Annotated in this window: 19 protein-coding genes and 1 tRNA gene; 4 read left to right on the top strand and 16 right to left on the bottom strand. The window is 52.2% G+C overall.

Features of this window, described 5'->3' with window-relative positions; genetic code table 11:
• Nucleotides 1–122 precede the first annotated feature (122 nt).
• From dctA to SK39_RS27125, 3 genes are all read right to left on the bottom strand, one after another.
• The gene (gene dctA, locus SK39_RS12715; protein WP_003837746.1) at nucleotides 123–1,409 is read right to left on the bottom strand and encodes a C4-dicarboxylate transporter DctC; all 1,287 of its coding nucleotides are present in this window, start codon (nucleotides 1,407–1,409) and stop codon (nucleotides 123–125) included.
• A gap of 157 nt (nucleotides 1,410–1,566) precedes the next feature.
• Nucleotides 1,567–3,573 (bottom strand): biofilm formation regulator HmsP, encoded by a 2,007-nt coding sequence (gene hmsP / locus SK39_RS12710; protein WP_071681698.1) that lies wholly within the window; start codon nucleotides 3,571–3,573, stop codon nucleotides 1,567–1,569.
• A gap of 226 nt (nucleotides 3,574–3,799) precedes the next feature.
• Nucleotides 3,800–3,907, bottom strand: coding sequence for a type I toxin-antitoxin system toxin Ldr family protein (locus tag SK39_RS27125; RefSeq protein WP_003023297.1), 108 nt, complete (start codon nucleotides 3,905–3,907; stop codon nucleotides 3,800–3,802).
• A 428-nt stretch (nucleotides 3,908–4,335) separates the two neighbouring features.
• Here SK39_RS27125 and megL point away from each other — a divergent pair, with 428 nt between their 5' ends.
• Nucleotides 4,336–5,532, top strand: a complete 1,197-nt coding sequence (megL, locus tag SK39_RS12700) for a methionine gamma-lyase (protein WP_003023295.1) — start codon at nucleotides 4,336–4,338, stop codon at nucleotides 5,530–5,532.
• 117 nt (nucleotides 5,533–5,649) lie between these two features.
• Nucleotides 5,650–6,948 carry an aromatic amino acid transport family protein gene (locus SK39_RS12695; RefSeq protein WP_003837738.1) on the top strand — a complete coding sequence of 433 codons (1,299 nt, stop codon included), beginning with the start codon at nucleotides 5,650–5,652 and terminating at the stop codon, nucleotides 6,946–6,948.
• A 35-nt stretch (nucleotides 6,949–6,983) separates the two neighbouring features.
• Here the strand turns inward: SK39_RS12695 and SK39_RS12690 are convergent, their stop codons facing one another.
• From SK39_RS12690 to SK39_RS12640, 12 genes are all read right to left on the bottom strand, one after another.
• The gene (locus SK39_RS12690; RefSeq protein WP_003024321.1) at nucleotides 6,984–8,186 is read right to left on the bottom strand and encodes a sigma-54 interaction domain-containing protein; all 1,203 of its coding nucleotides are present in this window, start codon (nucleotides 8,184–8,186) and stop codon (nucleotides 6,984–6,986) included.
• Nucleotides 8,187–8,362: 176 nt separating this feature from the next.
• Nucleotides 8,363–9,367 carry a dipeptide ABC transporter ATP-binding subunit DppF gene (gene dppF, locus SK39_RS12685; RefSeq protein ID WP_003024319.1) on the bottom strand — a complete coding sequence of 335 codons (1,005 nt, stop codon included), beginning with the start codon at nucleotides 9,365–9,367 and terminating at the stop codon, nucleotides 8,363–8,365.
• Nucleotides 9,364–10,347, bottom strand: a complete 984-nt coding sequence (gene dppD / locus SK39_RS12680) for a dipeptide ABC transporter ATP-binding protein (RefSeq protein ID WP_032950483.1) — start codon at nucleotides 10,345–10,347, stop codon at nucleotides 9,364–9,366. The genes dppF and dppD overlap by 4 nt, the downstream gene beginning before the upstream one ends.
• A gap of 10 nt (nucleotides 10,348–10,357) precedes the next feature.
• Nucleotides 10,358–11,260 (bottom strand): dipeptide ABC transporter permease DppC, encoded by a 903-nt coding sequence (gene dppC, locus SK39_RS12675; protein ID WP_003837734.1) that lies wholly within the window; start codon nucleotides 11,258–11,260, stop codon nucleotides 10,358–10,360.
• Between the two features lie 9 nt (nucleotides 11,261–11,269).
• Complete coding sequence (gene dppB / locus SK39_RS12670) at nucleotides 11,270–12,289, bottom strand: dipeptide ABC transporter permease DppB (protein ID WP_003837733.1); 1,020 nt, start codon at nucleotides 12,287–12,289, stop codon at nucleotides 11,270–11,272.
• Between the two features lie 166 nt (nucleotides 12,290–12,455).
• Nucleotides 12,456–14,063, bottom strand: coding sequence for a dipeptide ABC transporter periplasmic-binding protein DppA (dppA, locus tag SK39_RS12665; RefSeq protein ID WP_044700383.1), 1,608 nt, complete (start codon nucleotides 14,061–14,063; stop codon nucleotides 12,456–12,458).
• The gene (locus SK39_RS27120; RefSeq protein WP_127674029.1) at nucleotides 13,978–14,214 is read right to left on the bottom strand and encodes a hypothetical protein; all 237 of its coding nucleotides are present in this window, start codon (nucleotides 14,212–14,214) and stop codon (nucleotides 13,978–13,980) included. Before SK39_RS27120 ends, dppA begins: the two co-directional genes overlap by 86 nt.
• Before the next feature lie 209 nt (nucleotides 14,215–14,423).
• Nucleotides 14,424–14,723 carry a hypothetical protein gene (locus SK39_RS12660; RefSeq protein ID WP_127663664.1) on the bottom strand — a complete coding sequence of 100 codons (300 nt, stop codon included), beginning with the start codon at nucleotides 14,721–14,723 and terminating at the stop codon, nucleotides 14,424–14,426.
• 73 nt (nucleotides 14,724–14,796) lie between these two features.
• A tRNA-Pro gene (locus SK39_RS12655) sits at nucleotides 14,797–14,873 on the bottom strand.
• 91 nt (nucleotides 14,874–14,964) lie between these two features.
• Nucleotides 14,965–16,659 (bottom strand): kdo(2)-lipid A phosphoethanolamine 7''-transferase, encoded by a 1,695-nt coding sequence (gene eptB / locus SK39_RS12650; protein WP_003837727.1) that lies wholly within the window; start codon nucleotides 16,657–16,659, stop codon nucleotides 14,965–14,967.
• 213 nt (nucleotides 16,660–16,872) lie between these two features.
• The gene (locus tag SK39_RS12645) at nucleotides 16,873–18,075 is read right to left on the bottom strand and encodes an L-lactate MFS transporter (RefSeq protein WP_003024301.1); all 1,203 of its coding nucleotides are present in this window, start codon (nucleotides 18,073–18,075) and stop codon (nucleotides 16,873–16,875) included.
• 251 nt (nucleotides 18,076–18,326) lie between these two features.
• On the bottom strand, nucleotides 18,327–19,028 hold the full coding sequence (locus tag SK39_RS12640; RefSeq protein WP_003846109.1) for an autotransporter outer membrane beta-barrel domain-containing protein: 702 nt from the start codon (nucleotides 19,026–19,028) through the stop codon (nucleotides 18,327–18,329).
• 157 nt (nucleotides 19,029–19,185) lie between these two features.
• On the opposite strand from SK39_RS12640, the gene tag reads away from it, so the two are divergent.
• On the top strand, nucleotides 19,186–19,755 hold the full coding sequence (gene tag, locus SK39_RS12635) for a DNA-3-methyladenine glycosylase I (RefSeq protein ID WP_044700387.1): 570 nt from the start codon (nucleotides 19,186–19,188) through the stop codon (nucleotides 19,753–19,755).
• The gene (locus SK39_RS12630; RefSeq protein ID WP_003846105.1) at nucleotides 19,745–20,185 is read left to right on the top strand and encodes an N-acetyltransferase; all 441 of its coding nucleotides are present in this window, start codon (nucleotides 19,745–19,747) and stop codon (nucleotides 20,183–20,185) included. Before tag ends, SK39_RS12630 begins: the two co-directional genes overlap by 11 nt.
• Here the strand turns inward: SK39_RS12630 and SK39_RS12625 are convergent.
• Complete coding sequence (locus SK39_RS12625; RefSeq protein WP_044700390.1) at nucleotides 20,154–22,487, bottom strand: molybdopterin guanine dinucleotide-containing S/N-oxide reductase; 2,334 nt, start codon at nucleotides 22,485–22,487, stop codon at nucleotides 20,154–20,156. The two genes, SK39_RS12630 and SK39_RS12625, sit on opposite strands and share 32 nt — an antisense overlap.
• Nucleotides 22,488–22,492 lie beyond the last annotated feature (5 nt).

Genomic DNA, 22,492 nt, shown 5'->3' with positions numbered 1-22,492 from the left:
TAAAAATGTCACGGAAGAAGTGAAAAAATCCCGAGCCGCCGAATCGACGGTTTCAGGCACAGGGGGTAATTATGCGCAAACGCCCGCAGTCCTGGAAGGGACTACGGGCATAAGTGACGAGATTAAGAGGATAAATCGTGCGTTTTGCCATCCGGCGCACGATTATTCAGCACATCGTCCAACTTTTTATGGTCCAGTTCTTTGACCCATTTAGCGACGACGACAGTTGCCACACCGTTGCCGACCAGGTTAGTCAGCGCACGTGCTTCAGACATAAAGCGGTCAATACCAAGAATCAGAGCCAGACCCGCAACCGGCAAATGGCCCACAGCAGAGATCGTCGCGGCCAGAACAATGAAGCCACTGCCGGTCACACCCGCTGCACCTTTTGAGGAGAGCAGGAGCACCACCAACAGGGTTATCTGATGGAAGATATCCATATGGCTGTTGGTTGCCTGAGCGATAAACACCGCCGCCATCGTCAGATAGATTGATGTCCCATCAAGGTTAAACGAGTAGCCCGTGGGTATAACCAACCCGACAACCGACTTCCGGCAGCCCAGTTTTTCCATCTTATCGAGCATACGCGGCAGCGCGGATTCAGAAGAAGACGTACCCAGTACGATCAGCAGTTCTTCACGGATATAGCGGATGAATTTGAAAATGCTGAAGCCGGTTGCGCGAGCAATGGAGCCCAGAACCACAACCACAAACAGAATACAGGTGATGTAGAAGCAGATTATCAGCTGACCCAGTTGCACCAGCGTTCCGACGCCATATTTACCGATGGTAAAGGCCATGGCACCGAAAGCACCGATCGGCGCCAGACGCATAATCATATTGATGATGCCGAAAATAACCTGCGAGAAGCTTTCAATCACGTTGAAAATCATCTGGCCTTTGCTGCCCAGACGGTGCAGCGCAAAACCAAACATTACCGCAAACAGTAATACCTGCAGGATGTTACCGCTGGCGAACGCGCCAATCACGCTACCCGGGATAATATCCATCAGGAAGCCTACGATCCCCTGGTCTTTTGCCTGTTCAGCGTAAATGGCAACCGCTTTAGCGTCCAGCGTCGCCGGATCGACGTTCATTCCGGCACCGGGTTGCACCACGTTGACGATGATAAGGCCGATGATCAGCGCAATCGTACTGACAATTTCAAAATAGAGCAGTGCAACCGCACCGGTGCGGCCTACTGCTTTCATACTTTCCATGCCTGCAATGCCGGTCACGACAGTACAGAAGATGACAGGTGCGATGACCATCTTGATGAGCTTAACGAAAGCATCACCAAGCGGCTTCATTTGGGCGCCTAATTCAGGGTAGTAATGGCCAAGGAGAATACCAATGGCAATTGCTGTCAGGACCTGAAAGTAAAGGCTTTTGAATATAGAGGTCTTCATAGGGTGTCCTTAAAGTAAAAACCACAGGTCTTGTAAGGTTTTGTTTAACCTGCGGCCTTAAAGTAACACCCACTCAACATGACAGAAATGCACCTGGATCATAATTGATACAAAAATGTTAAAAATTTTGAGCTGGCTCGCACAAGCGAGACCTTTTTTAACTTTTGTAATCAGCGCTTTCCGGTGCCAGATAACGTTCTTCAAAGATATTTGCCGGAACGGGTCGAGCAAACAGGAATCCTTGCGCCACTTCCACCCCGGCTTTTGATAACCATTCGCGTTGCGCTTCGGTTTCAACGCCTTCGGCGATCATCTGCAAGTTGAGGCTATGTGCCAGCTGAATGATGGCGGAGATCATGCTGCAATCTTCGGGCACGCCATCGACAAACATCTTATCGATTTTGAGTACATCCACCGGCAGCGACTTCATATGCTGTAGCTGTCGCAGACCCGCATACCCCATGCCAAAGTCATCCAGGGCGATGCGCACGCCCGCGTTGCGCAGCGGTCGCAAAATGGCCACTGCGGCGTGGGGATCGTCAATATGCCGGCTTTCAGTCACTTCCAGAATCAATGTGCCAGGCTTAATGCGATAGCGCGTTAACAACTCCAGCAGATCAGACACCATACTTGGGTGCATCAACTGGAGAGCGGATAAATTCACCGAGAGCGGCAGCATGAGACCGCGTTCTTGCCAGGCTGACAGCTGGCGGCATGTTTCTTCCAGCACCCAATAACCGACGGTCACCATCAGACCACAAGACTCAATTCTGTCGATTAACCCTTCCGGCAGCTCCCAGCTACCGTCCGGCTGCTGCATCCGCAACAATGCTTCTGCGCTCAATACCTTGCCGCTGGACATCTCAACCTGGGGCTGCATCCAGAGCGCAAATTGCCGGTTATCCATGGCGGTTAAAATATCGTTCTCTTGGGTTAAACGCTGCTGCGCCTCTTCCATCTGCAACGGATCAAAGAACTGAATTTGGTTTTTACCTTTATGACGCGACGTTAACACGGCTGACAGGGCGCGGCGGTAGAGCTGCTCTGCGGTTAAATCACCATAAAACATCGCCACCCCAATGTTGCAGGTAGGACGTAGTTGAATACCCTGAATCGGTAACCGCTCATTAACGATAGTGAGTACTTGCTGACCTAGCGTAATAGCGTGCCAGGGTTCTTTTACACCATGGGCGATAATGGCAAAGTCATAGCCACTCACTTGGGTAAGCACCATCCTGGGAGACAATACAGACTTCAGTTTTTCGACCAGCGTAAGTAACAGGATTTCTCGCTGGGTTTCGGTTAACACACCCGCGGTGTCACGTAGGGTTTCGCAGGTGACAATCATCAGCGCCGTCGTCTGTTGGCGGGTAACAACCTGCTCCAGCAGCCCCATTAAAAACGACTTATTGGGCAGTTCGGAAACCGGGAAACGCATTGCTAAGTCGCTTTGATCTTCGCTATGTCGCTGAATCAACTGCTGATTAAGATTGTAGCTACGCACCAGCATACCAATCTCATCATCCTGATGTAGACGCGGCAATGCCAGTTGATAACCAATCAGGTCCTGCTGTTGAATGTCGTTCAGCTCACGGGCAATTTTACGTAAGGGGTGCACAATCAAGCGGTTAATGCACCAGGAGATAGCGACGGTCAGTATTAGCGACAAAAGTAAGTAAATGGTCACTAACGTCGAGAGCGTACTCATCACGAATTTGTACATGCGGTACGAATCCGCCTGCAGCACCAGATACGCCAGCGGTTGTGGGTTAGCGGAACGTTCAAGAGAATAGATAGGCAGCGAAATTTGTACCGGAAGCTCAAACAGGCGAGTCACCGTAACCGGAACCGGACGTTCAGGTATAAAGCTCATCCGCAGCGCCTGAAACTGATTAGGCAGCACCACATCGGCGCGACTTACCACGCCTGCTGGCCGAATACTTCTTAAAATAGCTTCCGCTTCGGGAATATCCCCTTTCAGGATAGTGTTCGACAGAGGTTCACGAACGGAGCGAGCGATGCTTTCCAGTTGCGTAGCCGTGTTATAGCGGTTTTGCTGGACCAGATGGAACAACAAAACGGTGCAAAAAATAAAAACGAACACCATAACAACGGCCGCAACCATTGCCATCTGCTTAATTGTTAACGAGCGACTGACACGCAAACTGACTCTCCACGGATAGACGAAACTGCCGTCAGAGTATACCCGATCGTAGCGGTATTAAGAGAGGCGGTATCTGAAAACTTCCCAGCGTGCATTATCGCGACAGGATAGGCACCTGACGACGAGATTTATCTGCATTTAAGCCGAAAAAGGCCGCAAGGTTACCCCCTGCGGCCTGGTTCGGGCGCATGTTGCCATTACGGCAGGCAGACGCCCGCAAAGTGCATTACTTCCTGTTACGCAGCCAGTTCACAATCAAGCTGGCAATAATGCCAGCGATAATTGGAGCCGCTAAATCGTGCCAGAAAGCCACGCCTAACTGTGCGAGCGTCATATAGCCGCCTGTGTTGCAATGGCAACTGTTCGCGGCTATTCTTGAACTGTTGAGGATCAAGGTTAGCCCCCGTTTTGTTGCCAGGTTTATACCGAACAACGTGCGGGGGTTTTCTCTTTCCAGCAACCTATGCCGCCGGGGATCAAGCCCCCGCAACATCGCGCCTCACCGGGTAAACCCGGCGTGCTGCTGATTCTACGGTAACACTTCCGTCTCATCACCCCGGAGTGATCCAGTCTGCGTAAAGCCTCGCAATTACGGCTTAATAAATCCGCCAAGCGCTGGAAAGTTTCTTGCCAACTGGCAACTTTCCTGACGGCTACCCGCACGATAAAACCACTAACACATTGATATCTATTGGTTTATTTTCTGGCACAGCGATTGCTATATGACTGTGAGCTGTTCTGTTCCGAATCAAAGGAGATATCATGTCTGACTGTCGTACTTACGGATTCAACACCCAGATCGTTCACGCGGGGCAACAACCCGACCCTTCAACTGGCGCGCTCAGTACGCCTATTTTCCAGACTTCAACGTTTGTTTTTGACAGCGCCGAACAAGGTGCCGCCCGCTTTGCGCTCGAAGAGTCCGGGTACATTTACACCCGTTTGGGTAACCCCACCACCGATGCGCTGGAGAAAAAGCTGGCGGTACTGGAACGAGGTGAAGCCGGACTGGCAACCGCGTCCGGTATTTCAGCTATCACCACAACGCTGTTGACGCTTTGTCAGCAGGGTGACCATATCGTTTCCGCCAGCGCGATTTACGGTTGTACCCACGCGTTTTTGTCGCACAGCATGCCAAAGTTTGGGATTAACGTCAGCTTTGTCGACGCGGCAAAGCCTGAAGAAATCCGCGCCGCCATGCGCCCGGAAACCAAAGTTGTATATATCGAAACGCCCGCTAACCCGACGCTGTCGCTGGTCGACATTGAAACGGTAGCCGGTATCGCCCATCAGCAAGGCGCATTGCTGGTGGTGGATAACACCTTTATGTCGCCGTACTGTCAGCAGCCTTTGCAACTGGGCGCGGATATTGTGGTGCACAGCGTCACCAAATATATCAACGGTCACGGGGATGTGATTGGCGGCATCATTGTTGGTAAGCAGGAGTTTATCGACCAGGCGCGGTTTGTTGGCCTGAAAGATATCACCGGCGGCTGCATGAGTCCTTTCAATGCGTGGTTGACGCTGCGCGGCGTTAAAACGCTGGGCATTCGTATGGAGCGTCACTGTGAAAATGCGCTGAAAATCGCCCGCTTCCTCGAAGGGCATCCGTCCATTACTCGGGTGTATTATCCAGGCCTGTCATCGCATCCGCAGTATGAGCTGGGCCAGCGACAAATGAGCCTGCCAGGTGGAATTATCAGCTTCGAAATCGCCGGCGGCCTCGAGGCTGGCAGACGGATGATCAATTCTGTAGAATTATGCCTCCTCGCGGTCAGTCTCGGTGATACCGAAACCCTCATTCAGCACCCAGCGTCTATGACACATTCGCCCGTTGCGCCAGAGGAACGGCTTAAAGCAGGTATTACCGACGGGCTTATCCGTCTTTCTGTGGGTCTTGAAGATCCAGAAGATATTATTAACGACCTTGAACACGCCATCAGAAAGGCAACATTCTGACCAATATGGCCTGAACCGACGCCGTTCGGTTCAGGTTGTTGAGAATCAAGGCACAACAGTCTGGCAATACGCGCAATCCTCTTTCGGGGAGAACGTGTATTTTGGGCAGGGGGTTCTATGCAGGACAACACATTACAATTAAGCAACAATACAGCAACCGCCGTACCATTCTCAAAAAAAATACCGTTTACGAAATACGATTTTGGCTGGGTATTACTGTGCATAGGCATGGCCATTGGTGCCGGAACGGTACTGATGCCGGTACAAATTGGCTTAACAGGCATTTGGGTATTTATTGTCGCCTTTATTATTGCTTATCCGGCAACTTATATTGTGCAGGATATTTATTTAAAAACATTATCAGAAAGTGAAACCTGTAATGACTACACGGATATTATAAGTCATTATCTGGGAAAAAACTGGGGCGTATTTCTTGGCGTCATCTATTTTCTGATGATTATTCACGGCATATTTATTTATTCCTTATCTGTGGTTTTTGACAGCGCCTCATATATCAAAACCTTCGGCTTGACCGAGACCGATCTTTCACAGTCGATAATCTACAAAGTGGCCATTTTTGCCGTGCTGGTCGCCATTGCTTCCGGGGGAGAAAAACTGCTGTTCAAAATCTCCGGCCCGATGGTAGTGGTCAAAGTGGGTATCATCATCGTATTTGGTTTTGCGATGGTTCCGCACTGGAACTTCGCTAATATCAGCGCCTTCCCTGAAGCCTCGGTGTTCTTTCGCGATGTACTGCTAACCATCCCGTTCTGCTTCTTCTCCGCGGTGTTTATTCAGGTGTTGAACCCTATGAACATCGCCTACCGCAAACGGGTGGCGGACCGGGTACTGGCCACTCGTATGGCTATACGTACGCATCGGATCAGTTACATTACGCTGATTGCGGTCATCCTGTTTTTCTCTTTTTCTTTTACCTTTTCCATTAGCCATGAAGAAGCCGTTTCAGCCTTCGAACAAAATATTTCCGCACTGGCGCTGGCGGCACAGGTGATTCCGGGACAGATTATTCATATCACCTCAACGGTATTAAATATCTTCGCCGTATTAACCGCGTTCTTTGGTATTTATTTGGGATTCCACGAGGCGATCAAAGGAATTATTCTTAACGTACTGAGCCGCGTTATTGACGTGGAAAAAATTAATCCTCTGGTGCTTACGCTGGGTATTTGTACCTTTATTGTTATCACCCTGGTGATTTGGGTATCGTTTCGCGTATCAGTACTGGTGTTCTTCCAGTTAGGCAGCCCGCTGTACGGGATTGTGTCGTGTATTATTCCGTTTTTCCTGATCTATAAAGTCACACAGCTGGAAAAACTACGCGGGCTGAAAACCTGGCTAATCCTGCTGTACGGGATCCTGCTGTGCCTGTCGCCATTACTGAAGCTGATTGAATAACCCGCGTAAACTGCGCCGTCAGCTCCTGGCGGCGCTTAGCTCACACTCTCCAGTTGATAGCTGCGAATTTTATTCAGTACCGTGGTATGTGACACCCCCAGCGCTTTGGCGATATGCCGCGACGACACATTCTCTTCCATCATCTGTTCAATAAGCTGGCGTTCCGCATACAAAACCTGCTCTTTAAAAGGACGTTCTGTCGGGCCTTGCTCAGCGGCGGGCAAATTCACCATCCCTAATTCTTCGGGCGTAATGACATCGGATTCCGCCATTAGCATCAGACGAATAATGGTATTTTCCAGTTCGCGCACGTTTCCCGGCCAGCTGTGATGGTGCAAGGCATCAAAACAAGCTTTATCCAGAATGATCCGCCGTTGGAATTCCTTCGCGTATTTCTGCACAAAGTGGCGAATCAACAGACTGATATCCTGCGGACGCTCCCGCAAGGGCGGAATAGTCAGGGAAAGTACATTGATGCGGTAATAGAGATCGGCGCGCAGCAGACGTTGTTCCACCATATCTTCCAGATTGGCGTTGGTTGCCACAATAATGCGAACATTAACCGGAATAATTTGCGCCCCGCCAACGCGACGGATCCCACCATCCTGCAGGACGCGCAATAATTTAGCCTGTAAGCCCAGCGACATTTCACCAAACTCATCGAGAAAAAGGGTGCCTTTATCGGCCATTTCAAACAGCCCTTTTTTGCCTTTACAATCCGCGCCGCTAAAAGCCCCTTTCTCATAGCCAAAGAATTCACTCTCCATAAGCGACTCAGGTAGCGCAGAGCAGTTGACCGGAATAAACGGATAAAAACGTCGCTGCCCGGAATTATGGATAGCCCGGGCCAGCAGCTCTTTGCCGGTACCCGTATCGCCACGGATCAGAACGGTATATTTGCTGTCAGCAATTTTTATCGCCTTTTCGATAAGCGCGTGCATGCTCTGGCTGCTGCAAATAATGTCAGAGAAATAACGCGGGCGTTCCGGCTCCGGCGTTGACAGCTCGCTTATCTCCTCACAGAGGTAGGCGACATTAATAATATCGGCGCGCTGGCTTAAACAGGATTGCACACAGGAAATATCCTGTAGCTGGCGGCACCAGGATTTAATCAGGATTCGTCCAGGTGTGACTTTCATGGAGATGATATTGATATCGCAGCAGGAAAATTCCTTCAGGACATCCTCAACCATCGACAGACGATCAATTGTTTTAATATCCCAGCGTATCGTGACCACATTTGCTCCTGATAGTTAGCAACTGCGAAATAGATATTTCTGTGGCGAGAGGAAACCTGACTACATTTTAGACGCTGTGGAATAATGTTCTGCCAGAGGACTCACATTGTGGACGGAAAAACAAAATATAAAAAAACCGGAGCACAAGGCTCCGGTTATCGGGTCATAACCCACGTTTATTGCTGTGGGTTTTCGTCCTGGTCAACGGCGAAACAGGCCACCAGTTGACCGCCATAGTCTTTTAACTGTGGCTGAAGCTGAGTACACGGACCAAAGCGACGACGGCAACGGGCGTTGAATGCGCAGCCTGGTGGCGGATTCAGCGGGCTTGGCAGCTCACCGGTCAGCTTGATACGCTCGCGGCGATCGTCCGGGTTCAGGCGCGGCGTTGCGGAGAGCAGCGCCTGAGTGTACGGATGCCGTGGATTATTGAAGATCTGATCCTTGGTCCCTTTTTCCACACAGCGGCCTAAATACATCACCATCACTTCATCGGCAATGTGCTCTACCACCGACAGGTCGTGCGAGATAAAGACGTATGACAGCCCCAGTTCCTGTTGCAAGTCCATCATCAGGTTCAGCACTTGCGCACGTACGGAAACGTCCAGCGCCGAGACCGGTTCGTCGGCAATCACCACATCCGGGTCAAGCATCAGACCGCGGGCAATGGCGATACGCTGACGCTGGCCGCCGGAGAACATATGCGGATAGCGGTCGTAGTGCTCGGTTTTCAGTCCCACTTTCGCCATCATCGCCAGCGCTTTTTCACGGCGCTCCTCTTTGCTGAGCGTGGAGTTGATCAGCAACGGCTCTTCCAGAATCTGCCCTACTTTTTTACGCGGGTTCAGGGAACCATAGGGGTTCTGGAACACTATCTGGATTTTCTGCCGACGCAGCTTCTGCGCCTGCGGGTCATGCTTGAGTAAATCCTGACCCTGGTAATACAGCTCACCGCCAGTCGGGATTTCAATCATCGTCAGCAGACGGCCAAGGGTGGATTTCCCACAGCCCGACTCACCTACCACCGCCAGCGTTTTACCGCGCTCCAGAGTAAAGGAAACGCCATCCAGCGCTTTCACCAGGCGTTCCGGGGCGAACATGCCCTTCTTCACCGGGTAGTGTTTTTTCAGGTCAATTGCCTGCAACAGCGGCTGTTGCGCGGCGGCCTTTTGCGTACTCATAGCCCAGGCCTCCCGGCATCATCAAGTGGGTAGTGGCATTTCGACTGACGACCGCCTTCCAGCGGGTTCAGTTCAGGTTCTTCAGCGCGGCATTTGTCGGTCGCATAGGGGCAGCGTGGATTCAGCAAACAGCCGCTCGGGCGGTCATATTTACCGGGAACCACGCCCGGCAGTGAGGCCAGACGCGCTTTGTCCTGAGCAAACTCCGGCAGCGCGCGCAGCAGCGCCTGGGTGTAAGGATGACGCGGCGCGCGGAAGATATCCTGCGCGGCCCCGGTTTCCACTACCTGCCCAGCGTACATCACGATGATTTTGTGTGCCGCTTCAGCCACCAGCGCCAGATCGTGCGTGATTAAGACCAGCGCCATGTTCTCTTTTTGCTGCAATTCCAGCAGTAGCTCGATGATCTGCGCCTGAATGGTCACATCCAGCGCCGTTGTCGGTTCATCTGCAATCAGCAGCTTCGGACGACAGGCAATTGCCATCGCGATCATCACGCGCTGACTCATCCCACCGGACAACTGGTGCGGATAGACATCCAGACGCGAGGCCGGATCGGGGATCCCCACCAGCGTCAGCAGGTCAATTGCCCGCTGAATACGCGTTTTTTTGTTGCCGCCCTGGTGCACCTTGATGGCTTCCATAATCTGGTAGCCGACGGTGTAGCAGGGGTTAAGACTGGTCATCGGGTCCTGGAAGATCATTGCCACTTCCGCACCCACCAGTTGGCGACGCTCTTTCTCAGAGATGCGCTTCAGGTCGCGACCATTAAACTCCAGATTTTCGGCCATAACGCGGCCAGGGTAGTCAATCAGTCCCATAATCGCCAGCGAGCTGACGGACTTACCAGAACCAGACTCCCCAACAATGCCAACCACTTCACCCTGATTCACACTGTAGCTAATGCGGTCTACGGCGCGGAATTCGGAACCTACGTCGCCGAAATGCACCGATAATTTATCTACATTTAATAACGCCATCTCGAACCTCTTACTGCTTCAGTTTGGGATCGAGCGCGTCACGCAGACCGTCACCCATCAGGTTAAATGCCAGCACCGTCAACAGGATCGCCAGTCCCGGGAAGGTCACGACCCACCAGGCGCTTTGGGCAAACTGCAGAACGTCAGAGAGCATGGTGCCCCATTCCGGCGTAGGCGGCTGTGCGCCCATCCCCAGGAAGCCGAGGGCAGCCATATCGAGAATGGCGTTAGAGAAGCCAAGCGACGCCTGAACAATCAGCGGCGCAAGACAGTTAGGCAGAATATTGACGAACATCTGGCGCATCGCGCCGGCTCCCGCCACGCGGGATGCGGTGACGTAGTCGCGGTTAACTTCCACCAACACAGCGGCGCGCGTCAGACGCACATAGTGCGGCAATGCCACAAACGTCAGCGCCAGCGCAGCGTTGCCTATCGAGGGGCCAAATACCGCCACCAGCACCAGCGCCAGTAACAGGCTCGGCAATGCCAGCATGATATCGACCACACGCATGATGACGTTATCGACAATTCCACCAAAGTAGCCAGCGATCAGCCCAAGAACCACGCCCATCAGCAGGGAGAGTACAACCACCAGACAGCCAACCAACAGCGACAGACGCGCACCGTACATCAGGCGGGACAGCACGTCGCGGCCCACATCATCAGTACCAAACAGATGCGCCATGGAACCACCTTCCTGCCATGCAGGCGGAGCTAGTAGCGTATCGCGGAACTGGTCTGCCGGGTTGTACGGCGCAAGGACGTTGGCAAAGACCGCAATCAGGATCATCACCACCACATACACCAGCCCAACAACCGCGCCTTTGTTGCGTTTAAAATAGTGCCAGAACTCCTGCAGCGGCGTCATCGGCACCGGTGCAGCAATAACTTTATTTTCAGTAACCTGTGACATGATGGCCCCTTACTTCTTATGCCGAATACGCGGGTTCACCACGCCGTACAGCAGGTCTACCAGCAAGTTGACTAGGATAATCATCGTCGCGACCAGTAATACCCCGCCCTGCACTACCGGATAATCACGGCGTTGCAGCGCATCGATCAGCCAGCGTCCCAGCCCCGGCCACGAGAAGATAGTCTCGGTCAGGATTGCCCCAGCCAGCAACGTACCAACCTGCAGGCCGATAACGGTTACAACGGGCAGCATCGCGTTACGCAGAGCGTGAATGATGATGACGCGCATACGGGTCAAACCTTTAGCGCGCGCGGTACGAATGTAATCCTCGCCCAGCACTTCCAGCATCGACGAACGGGTCATACGCACAATGACCGCCAGAGGAATGGTACCCAGCACCATCGCAGGCAAGACCATATGCGCCAACGCATCGATAAAGTTGCCCTCTTCACCCCAGATGGCGGTGTCTATCAACATAAAACCGGTCAGCGGATTGGAATCATCAAGGAACACCATGTCGCTCACCCGCCCAGAAACTGGCGTCAGGTTCCACTGCACGGAAACCAGCATGATCAGCATCATGCCCCACCAGAAAATCGGCATGGAGTAACCGGTCAGCGCCAGGCCAACGGCGGTGTGATCGAAAATGGAGCCGCGCTTAACGGCAGCAAGTACACCCACCGGGATACCCACTGCGACGGCGAAAATCATCGCGCAGACGCCGAGTTCCAGCGTGGCTTTGAATCGAGGTACGAACTCTTCCCACACCGGTAAGCGGCTTTTCAGTGAGATACCTAAATCGCCATGCATAACCCCCCAGATATAGTGGAGGTACTGCTGCCACATAGGCTTATCCAGACCGAGTTCAGCCAGCAGTTGAGCATGACGCTCAGGGGAGATCCCACGTTCACCTGCCATGATCATAACCGGATCGCCGGGGATCATATGGACGAAGGCAAAGGTGAGAAGAGTGATACCGATAAACGTGGGGATGACGAGTCCCAAACGTCGGAGAATGAACTGCAACATAACCCGGATTCTCTCTAATGACGCACGGCCTGGAACCGTGAGTCTGCATTGCTCACAAATCTTATCCCACGCAAACTGCATCGTGGGTAAAGCATTACGCCGGATGGCGCTGCGCTTATCCGGCCTACACAATACCGGGGCGCAGCGCTTCCTTGATTGCTTTTAATTATTCGACAGAGACGTTTTCGAAGTGGTGTTTGCCTAATGGATCAACCACATAGCCTTTTACTTCTTTACGCACTGGTTCATACACGGTGGAGTGAGCAACAATCAGAGCCGGGGCCTGATCGTGCATAACAACCTGAGCTTGCTTGTACAGTTCAATACGTTTGTTGTGATCGTCGGTCGCACGCGCCGGTTGGATCAGGTCTTCAAACGGCTTGTAGCACCAGCGAGAGTAGTTGGAACCGTCTTTCGCTGCCGCACAGCTAAACAGGGTGGCGAAGAAGTTGTCCGGATCCCCGTTGTCACCGGTCCACCCCATCATCACCGCCTGATGTTCACCCGCTTTGGCGCGTTTCAGATACTCGCCCCACTCGTAGGTCACAATCTTGGCCTGAACGCCAATTTTCGCCCAGTCAGCCTGAACCATTTCCGCCATACGACGTGCGTTCGGGTTATATGGACGCTGTACCGGCATAGCCCACAGCTCAACGGTAAAGCCTTTGTCCTGACCGGCTTCCTTCAACAGCGCTTTGGCTTTCTCAGGATCGTAGGTGTAGTCTTTAACGTCGTCGTTATAGCCCCACATGGTCGGTGGGATCAGGTTTTTCGCGGCAACGCCAGCACCCTGATAAACCGCTTTGATGATCGCTTCTTTGTTTACCGCGTAGGTCAGCGCCTGACGGACTTTCACATCATCAAACGGTTTCTTCTCGGTGTTGAAAGAGAGGTAGCCAACGTTCAGACCGGCCTGCTCCATCAGGTTGATATTTTTATCCTGCTTCATGCGTGCGATGTCAGCCGGGTTCGGGTACGGCATCACCTGGCACTCGTTCTTCTGCAGTTTGGCGTAACGCACAGAAGCGTCAGGCGTAATGGAGAAGACCAGACGGTCGATCTGCGGCTTAGTGCCCCAGTAACCTTCGAATGCTTTATACAGAATACGAGAGTCTTTCTGGTACTGCTGCAGCTGGAACGGACCGGTACCGATTGGGTTCAGATCCACTTTCTCCGGGGAACCGGCTTTCAGCATGTTGTCCGCATATTCTTTGGAAAGAATAGAAGCGAAGTCCATCGCCAGGTCAGCCAGGAACGGTGCTTCCGGGCGAGTCAGCACGAACTGAACGGTTTTATCATCCACTTTTTTCACTTCGGAGATCAGGTCTGGCAGACCCATCCCTTCGAAGTATTCATAGCTGCCGCCAGAAACTTTATGGTACGGGTTCTGGGCGTTTTTCTGACGATCGAAAGAGAACACCACGTCATCGGCGTTTAATTCGCGCGTCGGTTTGAAATCTTTGTTGTCCTGCCACTTCACGCCCTGACGCAGGTGGAAGGTATAGGTTTTACCGTCTTCGCTGATTTCCCACTTCTCAGCAAGTCCCGGGATCACTTCAGTTGTGCCGGTTTTGAACTCGACCAGGCGGTTATAGATCGGCACGGAGCTGGCATCATAGGTGGTACCAGAGGTGAAAAGCTGCGGGTTAAAGCCTTCAGGAGATCCTTCTGAACAATAAACCAGAGTTTTAGCCTGTACGCTTGCTGCGACGGTCATAGCCACCAGGCTCAGACCAAGCTTCAGCATCCCTGACTTCTTCAAGGAAATACTCATTCTTCTGCTCCAAATGTGATGTTTGTTGTTTTACCCTTTGCAATGGGTTTGCACCGCCTGGCCTTTTTTGTTTTTTACCCGGCCGGGTCAGCGTTAAGAGGATGGGGATTCCGTTCACATAAGCGACTGAGTTGCAGTGCGGATTCTCCATGAAATGCCCCTCATACCCTACAATCTGTCAACAGAATGTGAAAACGTCAATACAGGTAACCGCGATTTACACCAACGGTGAGAATTGGCAAACAAAGATTAAAAAAAGTGCAAGCGGGTATTTTCAGCAGGGAAATTTGTGCTACGCGCACTATGCCAGAATAAACATCTTCATACTTCGCAACATTTGGAGATTAACATTTATGCAATTTATTCAAATTTTCCCAATGAATGCTGCATATCTGAGCGATTAATGCCATGAACGTTAAAACGCACAGCGGAAAATGCCAGCGCCAGCCATAAGTAGCGCAAAAAAAGTTTCAAGCAAACATAAAAAAAGGCAATGGAATATGTCACAGAATCGTTAACTGTCAGTGGGAAGTGATGCACAATTTTTGCAGATAAAAGGAAGGTCAAAGGTGGGATTGGAATAACGCCATACACGCCAGGATGAAACTGAGTCTGTAGGCCGCATAAGGCGCTTGCGCCGCCATCCGGCAATGTCTCCAATATTGCCTGATGGCGCTTCGCTTATCAGGCCTACAAAACAAAAAACCCTGCTCGTTGAGCAGGGTTTTAAATTTGGTCGGTGATAGAGGATTCGAACCTCCGACCCCTTCGTCCCGAACGAAGTGCGCTACCAGGCTGCGCCAATCACCGAATGCGGGGCGCATCTTACTGCTCAGCCGCGCGCCCGTCAATCCCTTAGTATCAAAATGCCATTTGATCGGCGAGAAAGTCAGCAGCTCTGTTACTGGGCTGTAACCTTCTTCGCGTCCGGGATACGACACCAGTTGTTATTCTCGTTAATCCCCCCATTTGGCGAGGTATAACCAAGGCAACCCAGAACGGTATCGTACAGTTCCACATGACGACGCGGCACCTTCATCTCAGCTTCTTGCTTCAGGTGCGCAAATGCCTTCGCATGGTCAGGGTCTTCCAGATATTTGTCTGACATCCACACCATCATAGGAACGCGGAACTGCTCAGGCGGCGCCATTTTACGCGGCGTACCGTGCAGGTGCTCACGTTCGTTAATTGACTCACCGTGATCGGCGGCGTAAAACACGATCGCTTTCTTATCGCGCAGCTGATCAAACACCTGGGTAATAAAGTGATCAACGTAGGTTACCGAATTATCAAATGAATTAATCATCTCAGCTTTCGAGCAGCCACTATCAACATTGACACACTCCGGCTTCCACTGTGCATATTCGCGGGTGTAGCGCTGGGTGTAGTTAAAATGCGAGCCCTTGGTGTGCAGAATAATCAGACGCTTTTCGCCATCATCAGTCTTCTGTAAAGATTGCTGCATCTCATTAATCAGCAGCATATCGTCAACGTTTTTGCCACGGTTACGCGGCTCTGCGCCAATCTGTTCACGATAGGCAATGTTTTCCGCCATGGTATTGCTGTAGAACCACATCTCGCTTTGCATCGCGTACAGATCGGTTTTAAATCCTAACTGGCCGAGCACAGAAAAGACGTTTTGTTCTTTCAGCGTACGCTGTGGGTTTTCCTCTGCCCCACCTTCACGAACGAACATGCAGCGTAGTGAAAGCTTGGTCGCGGTATCACAGGAATATCCACGGAAAGCCGCCAGGTTTTTCTCCTGAGCCAGCCTTGGCGTGGTGTTTCGCTCATAGCCAAAAATCCCCATATGATCCCAGCGCGTGGTTTCACCGATAATAAACACGACATAGGTGTCGTCGAGATTGTTGGGGGCAACGTAGGTGAACTTCTTCGCCGGGTTCATCAGCGATTTGTTGTCTGAAGATTCATCCACCTGCGCCCAGGCGTATAAACCCAGCGCAGAGAGCCAGTTTGACGGCAAATAGGAGTTCGCAACGACTCCGCCGTAGCTGGGTAAATCGATCCCTGTTTCACGCTCAACGCTTTTTTGTTGCATGCTGAGCAGACGAATGGGCGCCCACACCATCAGGCCAGCCAATAAAACCGCCGCTACGCTACGCCATCTCATGCCAGGCGTACGAATCTGTTTCATCAGGGTATAACGACAGCGGTTACTCCAAATCAACACCAATGGGATAATACTGACTGAAACCAGCCAAACGATAAAATGCCAGCCGACGACTTCTTTTGATAAATCAATATCGGTGGTCATGACCGAGGCAATAATACCGTAGCCAATGACCACATTCAGGAAGGTCATGTAATAGCTGGCGCCGGCAGAGCAGAGCACCACAAACGTTGCCAGGACACGCCAGACGCGTCGGCCAAATAAAGAGAGAACACGGAGTAAAAAAAAGGTCACCAGCACAGTGCCAGCTAATTCAACAACCGCAGAGAGTCCTTTCCAGACGGTAAACTCGTGCGCATATCCGCTAAAGCGACGGAAAAACACAGCGCAATTCATAAAAAGACCGATATAGATCGCCAGCAAGAAACTCAGCTTCTGCTGCGTCATCGATTTGATATATCTCATGCAAACAAACCCTGGAGGAAGGGATAAAAACACCCTGCGCAAAAGCCTGTCAGGCCATACAGGGGAAAAGTGCGACAAGTGCAGATAATAAGAAAATTCTACAGCGCAGGTAAGTAGACCACAGGAGGGAAGAAAAGTGCTTATAGAGAATGCAAACGGCGCATATATTTTTGTAAATATATGCGCCGGGCATTAATCAGACCACTAATAGATTCAGGCGTGTGCCTCGGTATAGACGCTACGCTGCGGCTGACGAATAGTGGTAGAAAGCGCCAGCGAGATAATTAACAGCGCAAAGATAACGCAGAAGGTCACATAGAATCCGCCGAACAGCGAGGCGATAATGGAACCACAAATGCTGCCGATACCGAAACCTAAGTAAATGACACCGTAGTTTTTAGCCAGGTTGTTCAAACCGAAGAACTCACTCACCAGTGACGGGAACACGGTGATGGTGCCACCAAAGTTAAATGCCACACAGGCAATCGCCGTAAAGAAGGTCACATCATTCAACGGCGCGAACAGCAGTGCCGCCATACCCACCAGCGAAACGACCTGACCAATGGTGATAACGCGAATACGAGAGATTTTGTCGGACAGAATCCCCAGAACCAGACGACCGGACAGGTTAGCGATAGAAATCACGGTCACCGCGTTTGCCGCCGTTGCCACATCCATATGTGCCAGACTTTGTGCGATATCTTTCGCCACGCCAATTACGTACAGCCCGCTCATACACGCCGTCAGGAACATGACCGCCAGCATCCAGTACTGCGGTTTACGCATGGACTGCGCCAGGGTGTAGTCATTCTCAACCACGCCATTTTTCGTTTTCACTTCCTGATTCGGCGCGTCTTTCATCAGCGTGGAGCCAAAGACGATCATTACCAGCACAATCGCGCCCCAGATCATGAAGGTTTTTTCCAGACCCACGGTGCTCAACAGTTGGCTATCGATGAATTTAAAACCGAGGCTGCCAAGACCGTAAGAACCGATAGCGAAGGCGGAAATCAGCCCTTTACGCTCCGGGAACCATTTTACACAGTTGGAAAGTGTTAACAGGTAGCCTGCGCCATCCGCCAGACCAACCAACACACCAGCGCTCAGCCACAGCATAATCAGGCTGTCAGAGTGTGCCGTTAAGAAGAAGCCAACACCGAGTAAAATACCGGAGGCCATGGTGACGCGTTTCACGCCAAAACGTTCCTGCAGTTTCCCGGCGACGGAAGAAGAAATTGCCAGCCCGAGGCTCAGCAGGCCAAAGGAAAAGGCAACCTGACTCACCGGCGCATCAAGCTTAGAAGAAAGCGCACCGTTAAACAGGCTCCAGGTATAAACAGAACCTAAAGCAAATTGGGTAATGATGGTGCCGATCAGTGTCAGCCAGCGGGTACGCTGATAATCAGAAGTTTTCATGGCAGTCTTCCTGCATAAACAAAAGGGGAAATTCTCTGCCAACAACCATACCGAAGCGTTTTTATGAGCAGGGGAAAACGGCATGAAATGCCGCCAGGACGGAATGAAATGCCTGGAATGCGGAATGAATGACGAGACAAAAAGTCGGGTTACTGAATTTTATCGCATGAGTTAGTACACGCTATCGCTGGAGTGCTTGTGATTGTTGATCTCAACATGTAATCAAGATGTTTATGTGATGATTGTTTACGTTAAAATTTGGCGCTCACTCCCATGGTGTACATATAGTCGCTGTTGTTGGTGCTATTTTCCGCCTGCGACAGCGCCGCGTAAGCCGCCATGTGCGGGTTCAACAGCATATCCGCACCGACGGTAACATCTACCCAGTTACCATCCTGACCCGCCGCCGTCATGCGACTGAGACCCGACTGCGCCTTCCAGATATTTTCGCCAAACTGCTGGTTATAGCTGATTTGCGCCCACGGTCGCACATCACCGAACTGCGAATTGACTCGCCAGCCCAACGAGCTCACGCTGGCATGCCACAGCGGATCGTTCTGCGTTACCGACGTCGCGCTATCGCCAAATTCGTTGTAAGTAGATGTGGTGGAACCGTCATAATGCAGCGCGGCAACCGGACCGGTTGTCACCTGCCTTGAAAGCGGGAAGTTCCAGCCCATACTCATGCCGCTGGTGGCATCCATTGGCGTCTCATCCGCCAGATTCACCACGGGCCCCGCCACGTTCTGAGTGGAACGAATACGTTCTTCCAGAATGTCGTTATAACGTGGTTGGTGATCGCTGTCCCATGTATAACGTTCAGCCGTATGCCCTGACAGCGCATCAACGATATATTCTTGTTGCCAGCCATATGCTGTATTGATGGACAGCGCACAAACTATGACGCTCGCCAGAGTTAACCTTTGGCGACCACTACTGTTTCTTATAAGCATCAACGCGACTCCAGAAAAGAGCCGAATTCGGCGATATTATTGTCATTGTGTGAAGTATTTGGGCCAGCAGGCCTTGTATTAAATATTGTCTTTTTAGCTGGCGCGTCAAGGCGGGCCGAATGAAATTTTTACGCCAGTAAAAACAGCGAGGAAGAATATGCAGCGTTGCGGATGGGTCAGTCAGGATCCACTTTACATTGCCTACCACGACAAGGAATGGGGCGTCCCCGAAACCGATGGCAAAAAGCTGTTCGAAATGATCTGCCTCGAAGGCCAGCAGGCCGGGTTATCGTGGATTACTGTACTCAAGAAACGGGAAAATTATCGCCACGCTTTCCACCATTTTGACCCGGAAAAAGTGGCGGCCATGACCGAAGAGGATGTGGAAAGGCTGGTACTGGATGCCAGCATAATTCGCCATCGCGGAAAAATTCAGGCCATTATCGGCAACGCTCGTGCCTTTCTGACGATGGCACAAAACGGAGAGTCGTTTAGCGAGTTCGTCTGGTCATTTGTTGATAACCAACCACAAGTGACCCGCGCCGCCAACCTGAGCGATATTCCCACCTCCACGCCTGCGTCAGACGCGCTGTCTAAAGCGTTAAAAAAACGCGGTTTTAAGTTTGTCGGCACCACCATTTGTTACTCCTTTATGCAGGCATGCGGCCTGGTCAACGATCATGTCACCAGCTGCATCTGTTATCCGGGAGAACAACATGATTCGTGAATCAAAGGCTGAAGATATACCAGCGATTCTGACGCTGTGGATGGAAAGCACAATCCATGCCCATCCGTTTATCGAAGAGCGCTACTGGCGCGAAAGTGAATCAGTGGTGCGGGATGTTTATCTGCCAGCCGCGCAAACCTGGGTGTGGGAAGAAGAAGGCGAGCTCAAAGGTTTTGTCAGCGTCATTGATGACCGCTTCCTCGGCGCGCTGTTTGTCGCGCCTGCCGCCATCAGAAGCGGGATCGGCAAAGCGCTGGTGCAGCATGTGCAGCAGCGCTTTTCGTTACTAAGCCTGGAGGTCTACCAGAAGAATCAATCAGCGGTGAACTTCTACCATGCGCTGGGTTTTCGCATTGAAGACGGCGCATGGCAGGAAGAGACTCACCATCCCACGTGGATTATGGGCTGGCAGGCGGATCAAACGCCGTAAGCGTCAACGTGGGTCCGTTGTATTTTTCAAGCCACGCCAGCGCGGTGTTGCCCGCGCAGCCATTCCCCAGCTTCGAGCTGGGGAGATCTTTGGTCAGCACGTTGACGGCGCCATTTTTACAAATACCGTTCGCTGCGAGATCCAAATCAGGCCAGGCGCCTTCATGAATACAGATAACGCCGGGTTTAATACCCGCCGTCACCACCGCGCCCGCCAGAACTTGACCACGCTGGTTCCACACCCTGACCGTATCGCCATCCGCAATGCCGCGTGCGTGGGCATCCTGCGGATGAATCGTTACCGGCTCACGATCCGCTACCGCGTACTGCTCACGTAGCGCACTGTAGTTAAGCTGACTATGCAAACGGTGCGCCGGATGGGCGGAAAGCAGCTGTAGCTGGTCCGGTTCGGCGTTACCGAACCACTCATCCGGCTCCAGCCACATCGGGTGCCCCGCACAGTCCGCGTAGCCGTAACCAGCAATCCTCGCGGAGTAGATTTCAATTTTTCCGCTGTACGTTTTCAGCGGATGAGCCTGCGGGTCGCGGCGAAAATCCGCAAAACGGATAAACTGCGCGCTGGCGGCATTTTCCGGCATTTCGATCAGGGCGTTGCGCTGCCAAAACTCGGCGAAAGGCGGCAATGTCACCTGCTGACTGGCCCCACGTTGCCCGGCAATATTGTAAAACGTCTCCAGCCATTCCAGCTCGCTTTTGCCTTCGGTGAATCGCTCGTAACCGCCCTCTTCCCAGCGTTCACTCAGCTCGGCAAAAACATCATAATCATTTCGCGCTTCGTCCTGCGGCGGCACAACCTGCTTCATCGGCACCAGGTGCTGGTTGCTGTAGTCGCCGGTCATGGTCAAATCATTGCGCTCAAAGGAGGTGGTCGCCGGCAGTACGATATCGGCATGCTTCGCTGCGGCGGTCCAGAAACACTCCGAGATAACCACCAGCTCCGGTTTTTGCCAGGCGCGAATTAAACGGTTAGTGTCTTGATGATGGGTGAAGTTAGCGCCACCAGCCCACCACAACATGCGGATGTCCGGGAAATGGCGGTCCATGCCGTTGTGCTGGTAAAAACCACCGGGATTTTCCAGCGCTTCAACAATTCGCGCCACCGGGATTTTATCTACCGCGTCGGTACCGCCTTTAACGCTGCCCTGCATTGAAGCCAGCACCGCAGCCCGGCGCGTTGGGTTGCCTCCGTTGGCAAAATGGTACGACAGCCCAAAACCGCCGCCTGGCGTCCCGATTTGCCCGAGCATGGCGGCCAGGGTGACGATCATCCAGTGTTTCTGCTCACCATACTGTTGGCGCTGCATCCCCCATCCGGCCATCAGCATGGTGGTATTTTGGTGAAATATCGCCGCAAGTTCGCGTATTTTTGTTGCGGGTATACCGCAAATCTCCGCAGCCCACTCTGCCGTTTTCACAACATCATCAGATTTACCCAACAGATAGTTTGCAAAACGGTCATAGCCGGTGGTACACCGGGCGAGAAAATCCTCGTCATGCCAGCCGTTTTCCACCAGCGTATGCGCGATGCCCAGCATCAGCGCCACGTCGGTCCCCATATGCGGGGCAATCCATTCCATCTTTTCGCCAAAGAATTCGACGCTTTCCGATCGCATCGGATCGATACAGATCAACCGTTTACCGCTGTCGCGCAAAGCCTCAAAGTAAGCAAGCCCCTGCTCATCGGACGCGTTCCAGGCAATCTTCAGTGTATTCAGCGGATTAGCGCTCCATAACACCACCACCTCGCTGTTCTCAAGCACCACTGGCCAGCTGGTTTGCTGCTGGTAAACTTCGTTACCGCCCACCACGTACGGCATGATCGCCTGCGCAGCCCCTGTCGAATAATCCCCCAGATGCCCGGTATAACCGCCTGCCAGCGCCATATAGCGTTGTAGCAGGGTTGCCGCTTTGTGTAACACGCCGTTAGAGCGCCAGCCGTAGGAACCGGCAAAAATCGAGGCCGGGCCGTTGCTGTCACGGATGCGTTTATGCTGCGTATGGATAAGATTCAGCGCGTCGTCCCAACTGACGCGAACAAATTCATCCTGCCCACGCACGCCCTGGGGATTCTCCGGCGAGGCGAGAAAGCCTTTACGCACCATTGGAAAACGTACCCGCGTTTTACTGTGAACCTGGTCGCGCACCACGGTTTGCAAAGAGTTGGGATGGGAAGTGGGCAGCGCGCCACGCGAGGAGAAAACCGTCTCACCATCGGTGTCGACGAGAATTGGTCCCCAGTGGGCGGCGGTTAACACCGAGTAATGTGCGGGTGAATTAGCCAAGATGG

This window comes from Citrobacter sp. BIDMC107 (genome assembly GCF_001037575.1).
Lineage (GTDB): Bacteria > Pseudomonadota > Gammaproteobacteria > Enterobacterales > Enterobacteriaceae > Citrobacter > Citrobacter freundii.
The sequence above is the reverse complement of the archived record's forward strand: the minus strand, read 5'-3'. Positions and strand labels throughout refer to the sequence as shown.

Excerpts from the sequence above, each read along its gene's own strand:
- SK39_RS12630 (WP_003846105.1), top strand. The coding sequence starts at position 19,745 with ATGATTCGTGAATCAAAGGCTGAAGATATACCAGCGATTCTGACGCTG.
- SK39_RS12695 (WP_003837738.1), top strand. The coding sequence starts at position 5,650 with ATGCAGGACAACACATTACAATTAAGCAACAATACAGCAACCGCCGTA.
- SK39_RS27120 (WP_127674029.1), bottom strand. The coding sequence starts at position 14,214 with ATGGAGAATCCGCACTGCAACTCAGTCGCTTATGTGAACGGAATCCCC.
- dppC (WP_003837734.1), bottom strand. The coding sequence starts at position 11,260 with ATGTCACAGGTTACTGAAAATAAAGTTATTGCTGCACCGGTGCCGATG.
- dppA (WP_044700383.1), bottom strand. The coding sequence starts at position 14,063 with ATGAGTATTTCCTTGAAGAAGTCAGGGATGCTGAAGCTTGGTCTGAGC.
- dctA (WP_003837746.1), bottom strand. The coding sequence starts at position 1,409 with ATGAAGACCTCTATATTCAAAAGCCTTTACTTTCAGGTCCTGACAGCA.
- SK39_RS12640 (WP_003846109.1), bottom strand. The coding sequence starts at position 19,028 with ATGCTTATAAGAAACAGTAGTGGTCGCCAAAGGTTAACTCTGGCGAGC.
- dppB (WP_003837733.1), bottom strand. The coding sequence starts at position 12,289 with ATGTTGCAGTTCATTCTCCGACGTTTGGGACTCGTCATCCCCACGTTT.
- eptB (WP_003837727.1), bottom strand. The coding sequence starts at position 16,659 with ATGAGATATATCAAATCGATGACGCAGCAGAAGCTGAGTTTCTTGCTG.
- tag (WP_044700387.1), top strand. The coding sequence starts at position 19,186 with ATGCAGCGTTGCGGATGGGTCAGTCAGGATCCACTTTACATTGCCTAC.
- SK39_RS27125 (WP_003023297.1), bottom strand. The coding sequence starts at position 3,907 with ATGACGCTCGCACAGTTAGGCGTGGCTTTCTGGCACGATTTAGCGGCT.
- dppD (WP_032950483.1), bottom strand. The coding sequence starts at position 10,347 with ATGGCGTTATTAAATGTAGATAAATTATCGGTGCATTTCGGCGACGTA.
- SK39_RS12645 (WP_003024301.1), bottom strand. The coding sequence starts at position 18,075 with ATGAAAACTTCTGATTATCAGCGTACCCGCTGGCTGACACTGATCGGC.
- megL (WP_003023295.1), top strand. The coding sequence starts at position 4,336 with ATGTCTGACTGTCGTACTTACGGATTCAACACCCAGATCGTTCACGCG.
- dppF (WP_003024319.1), bottom strand. The coding sequence starts at position 9,367 with ATGAGTACGCAAAAGGCCGCCGCGCAACAGCCGCTGTTGCAGGCAATT.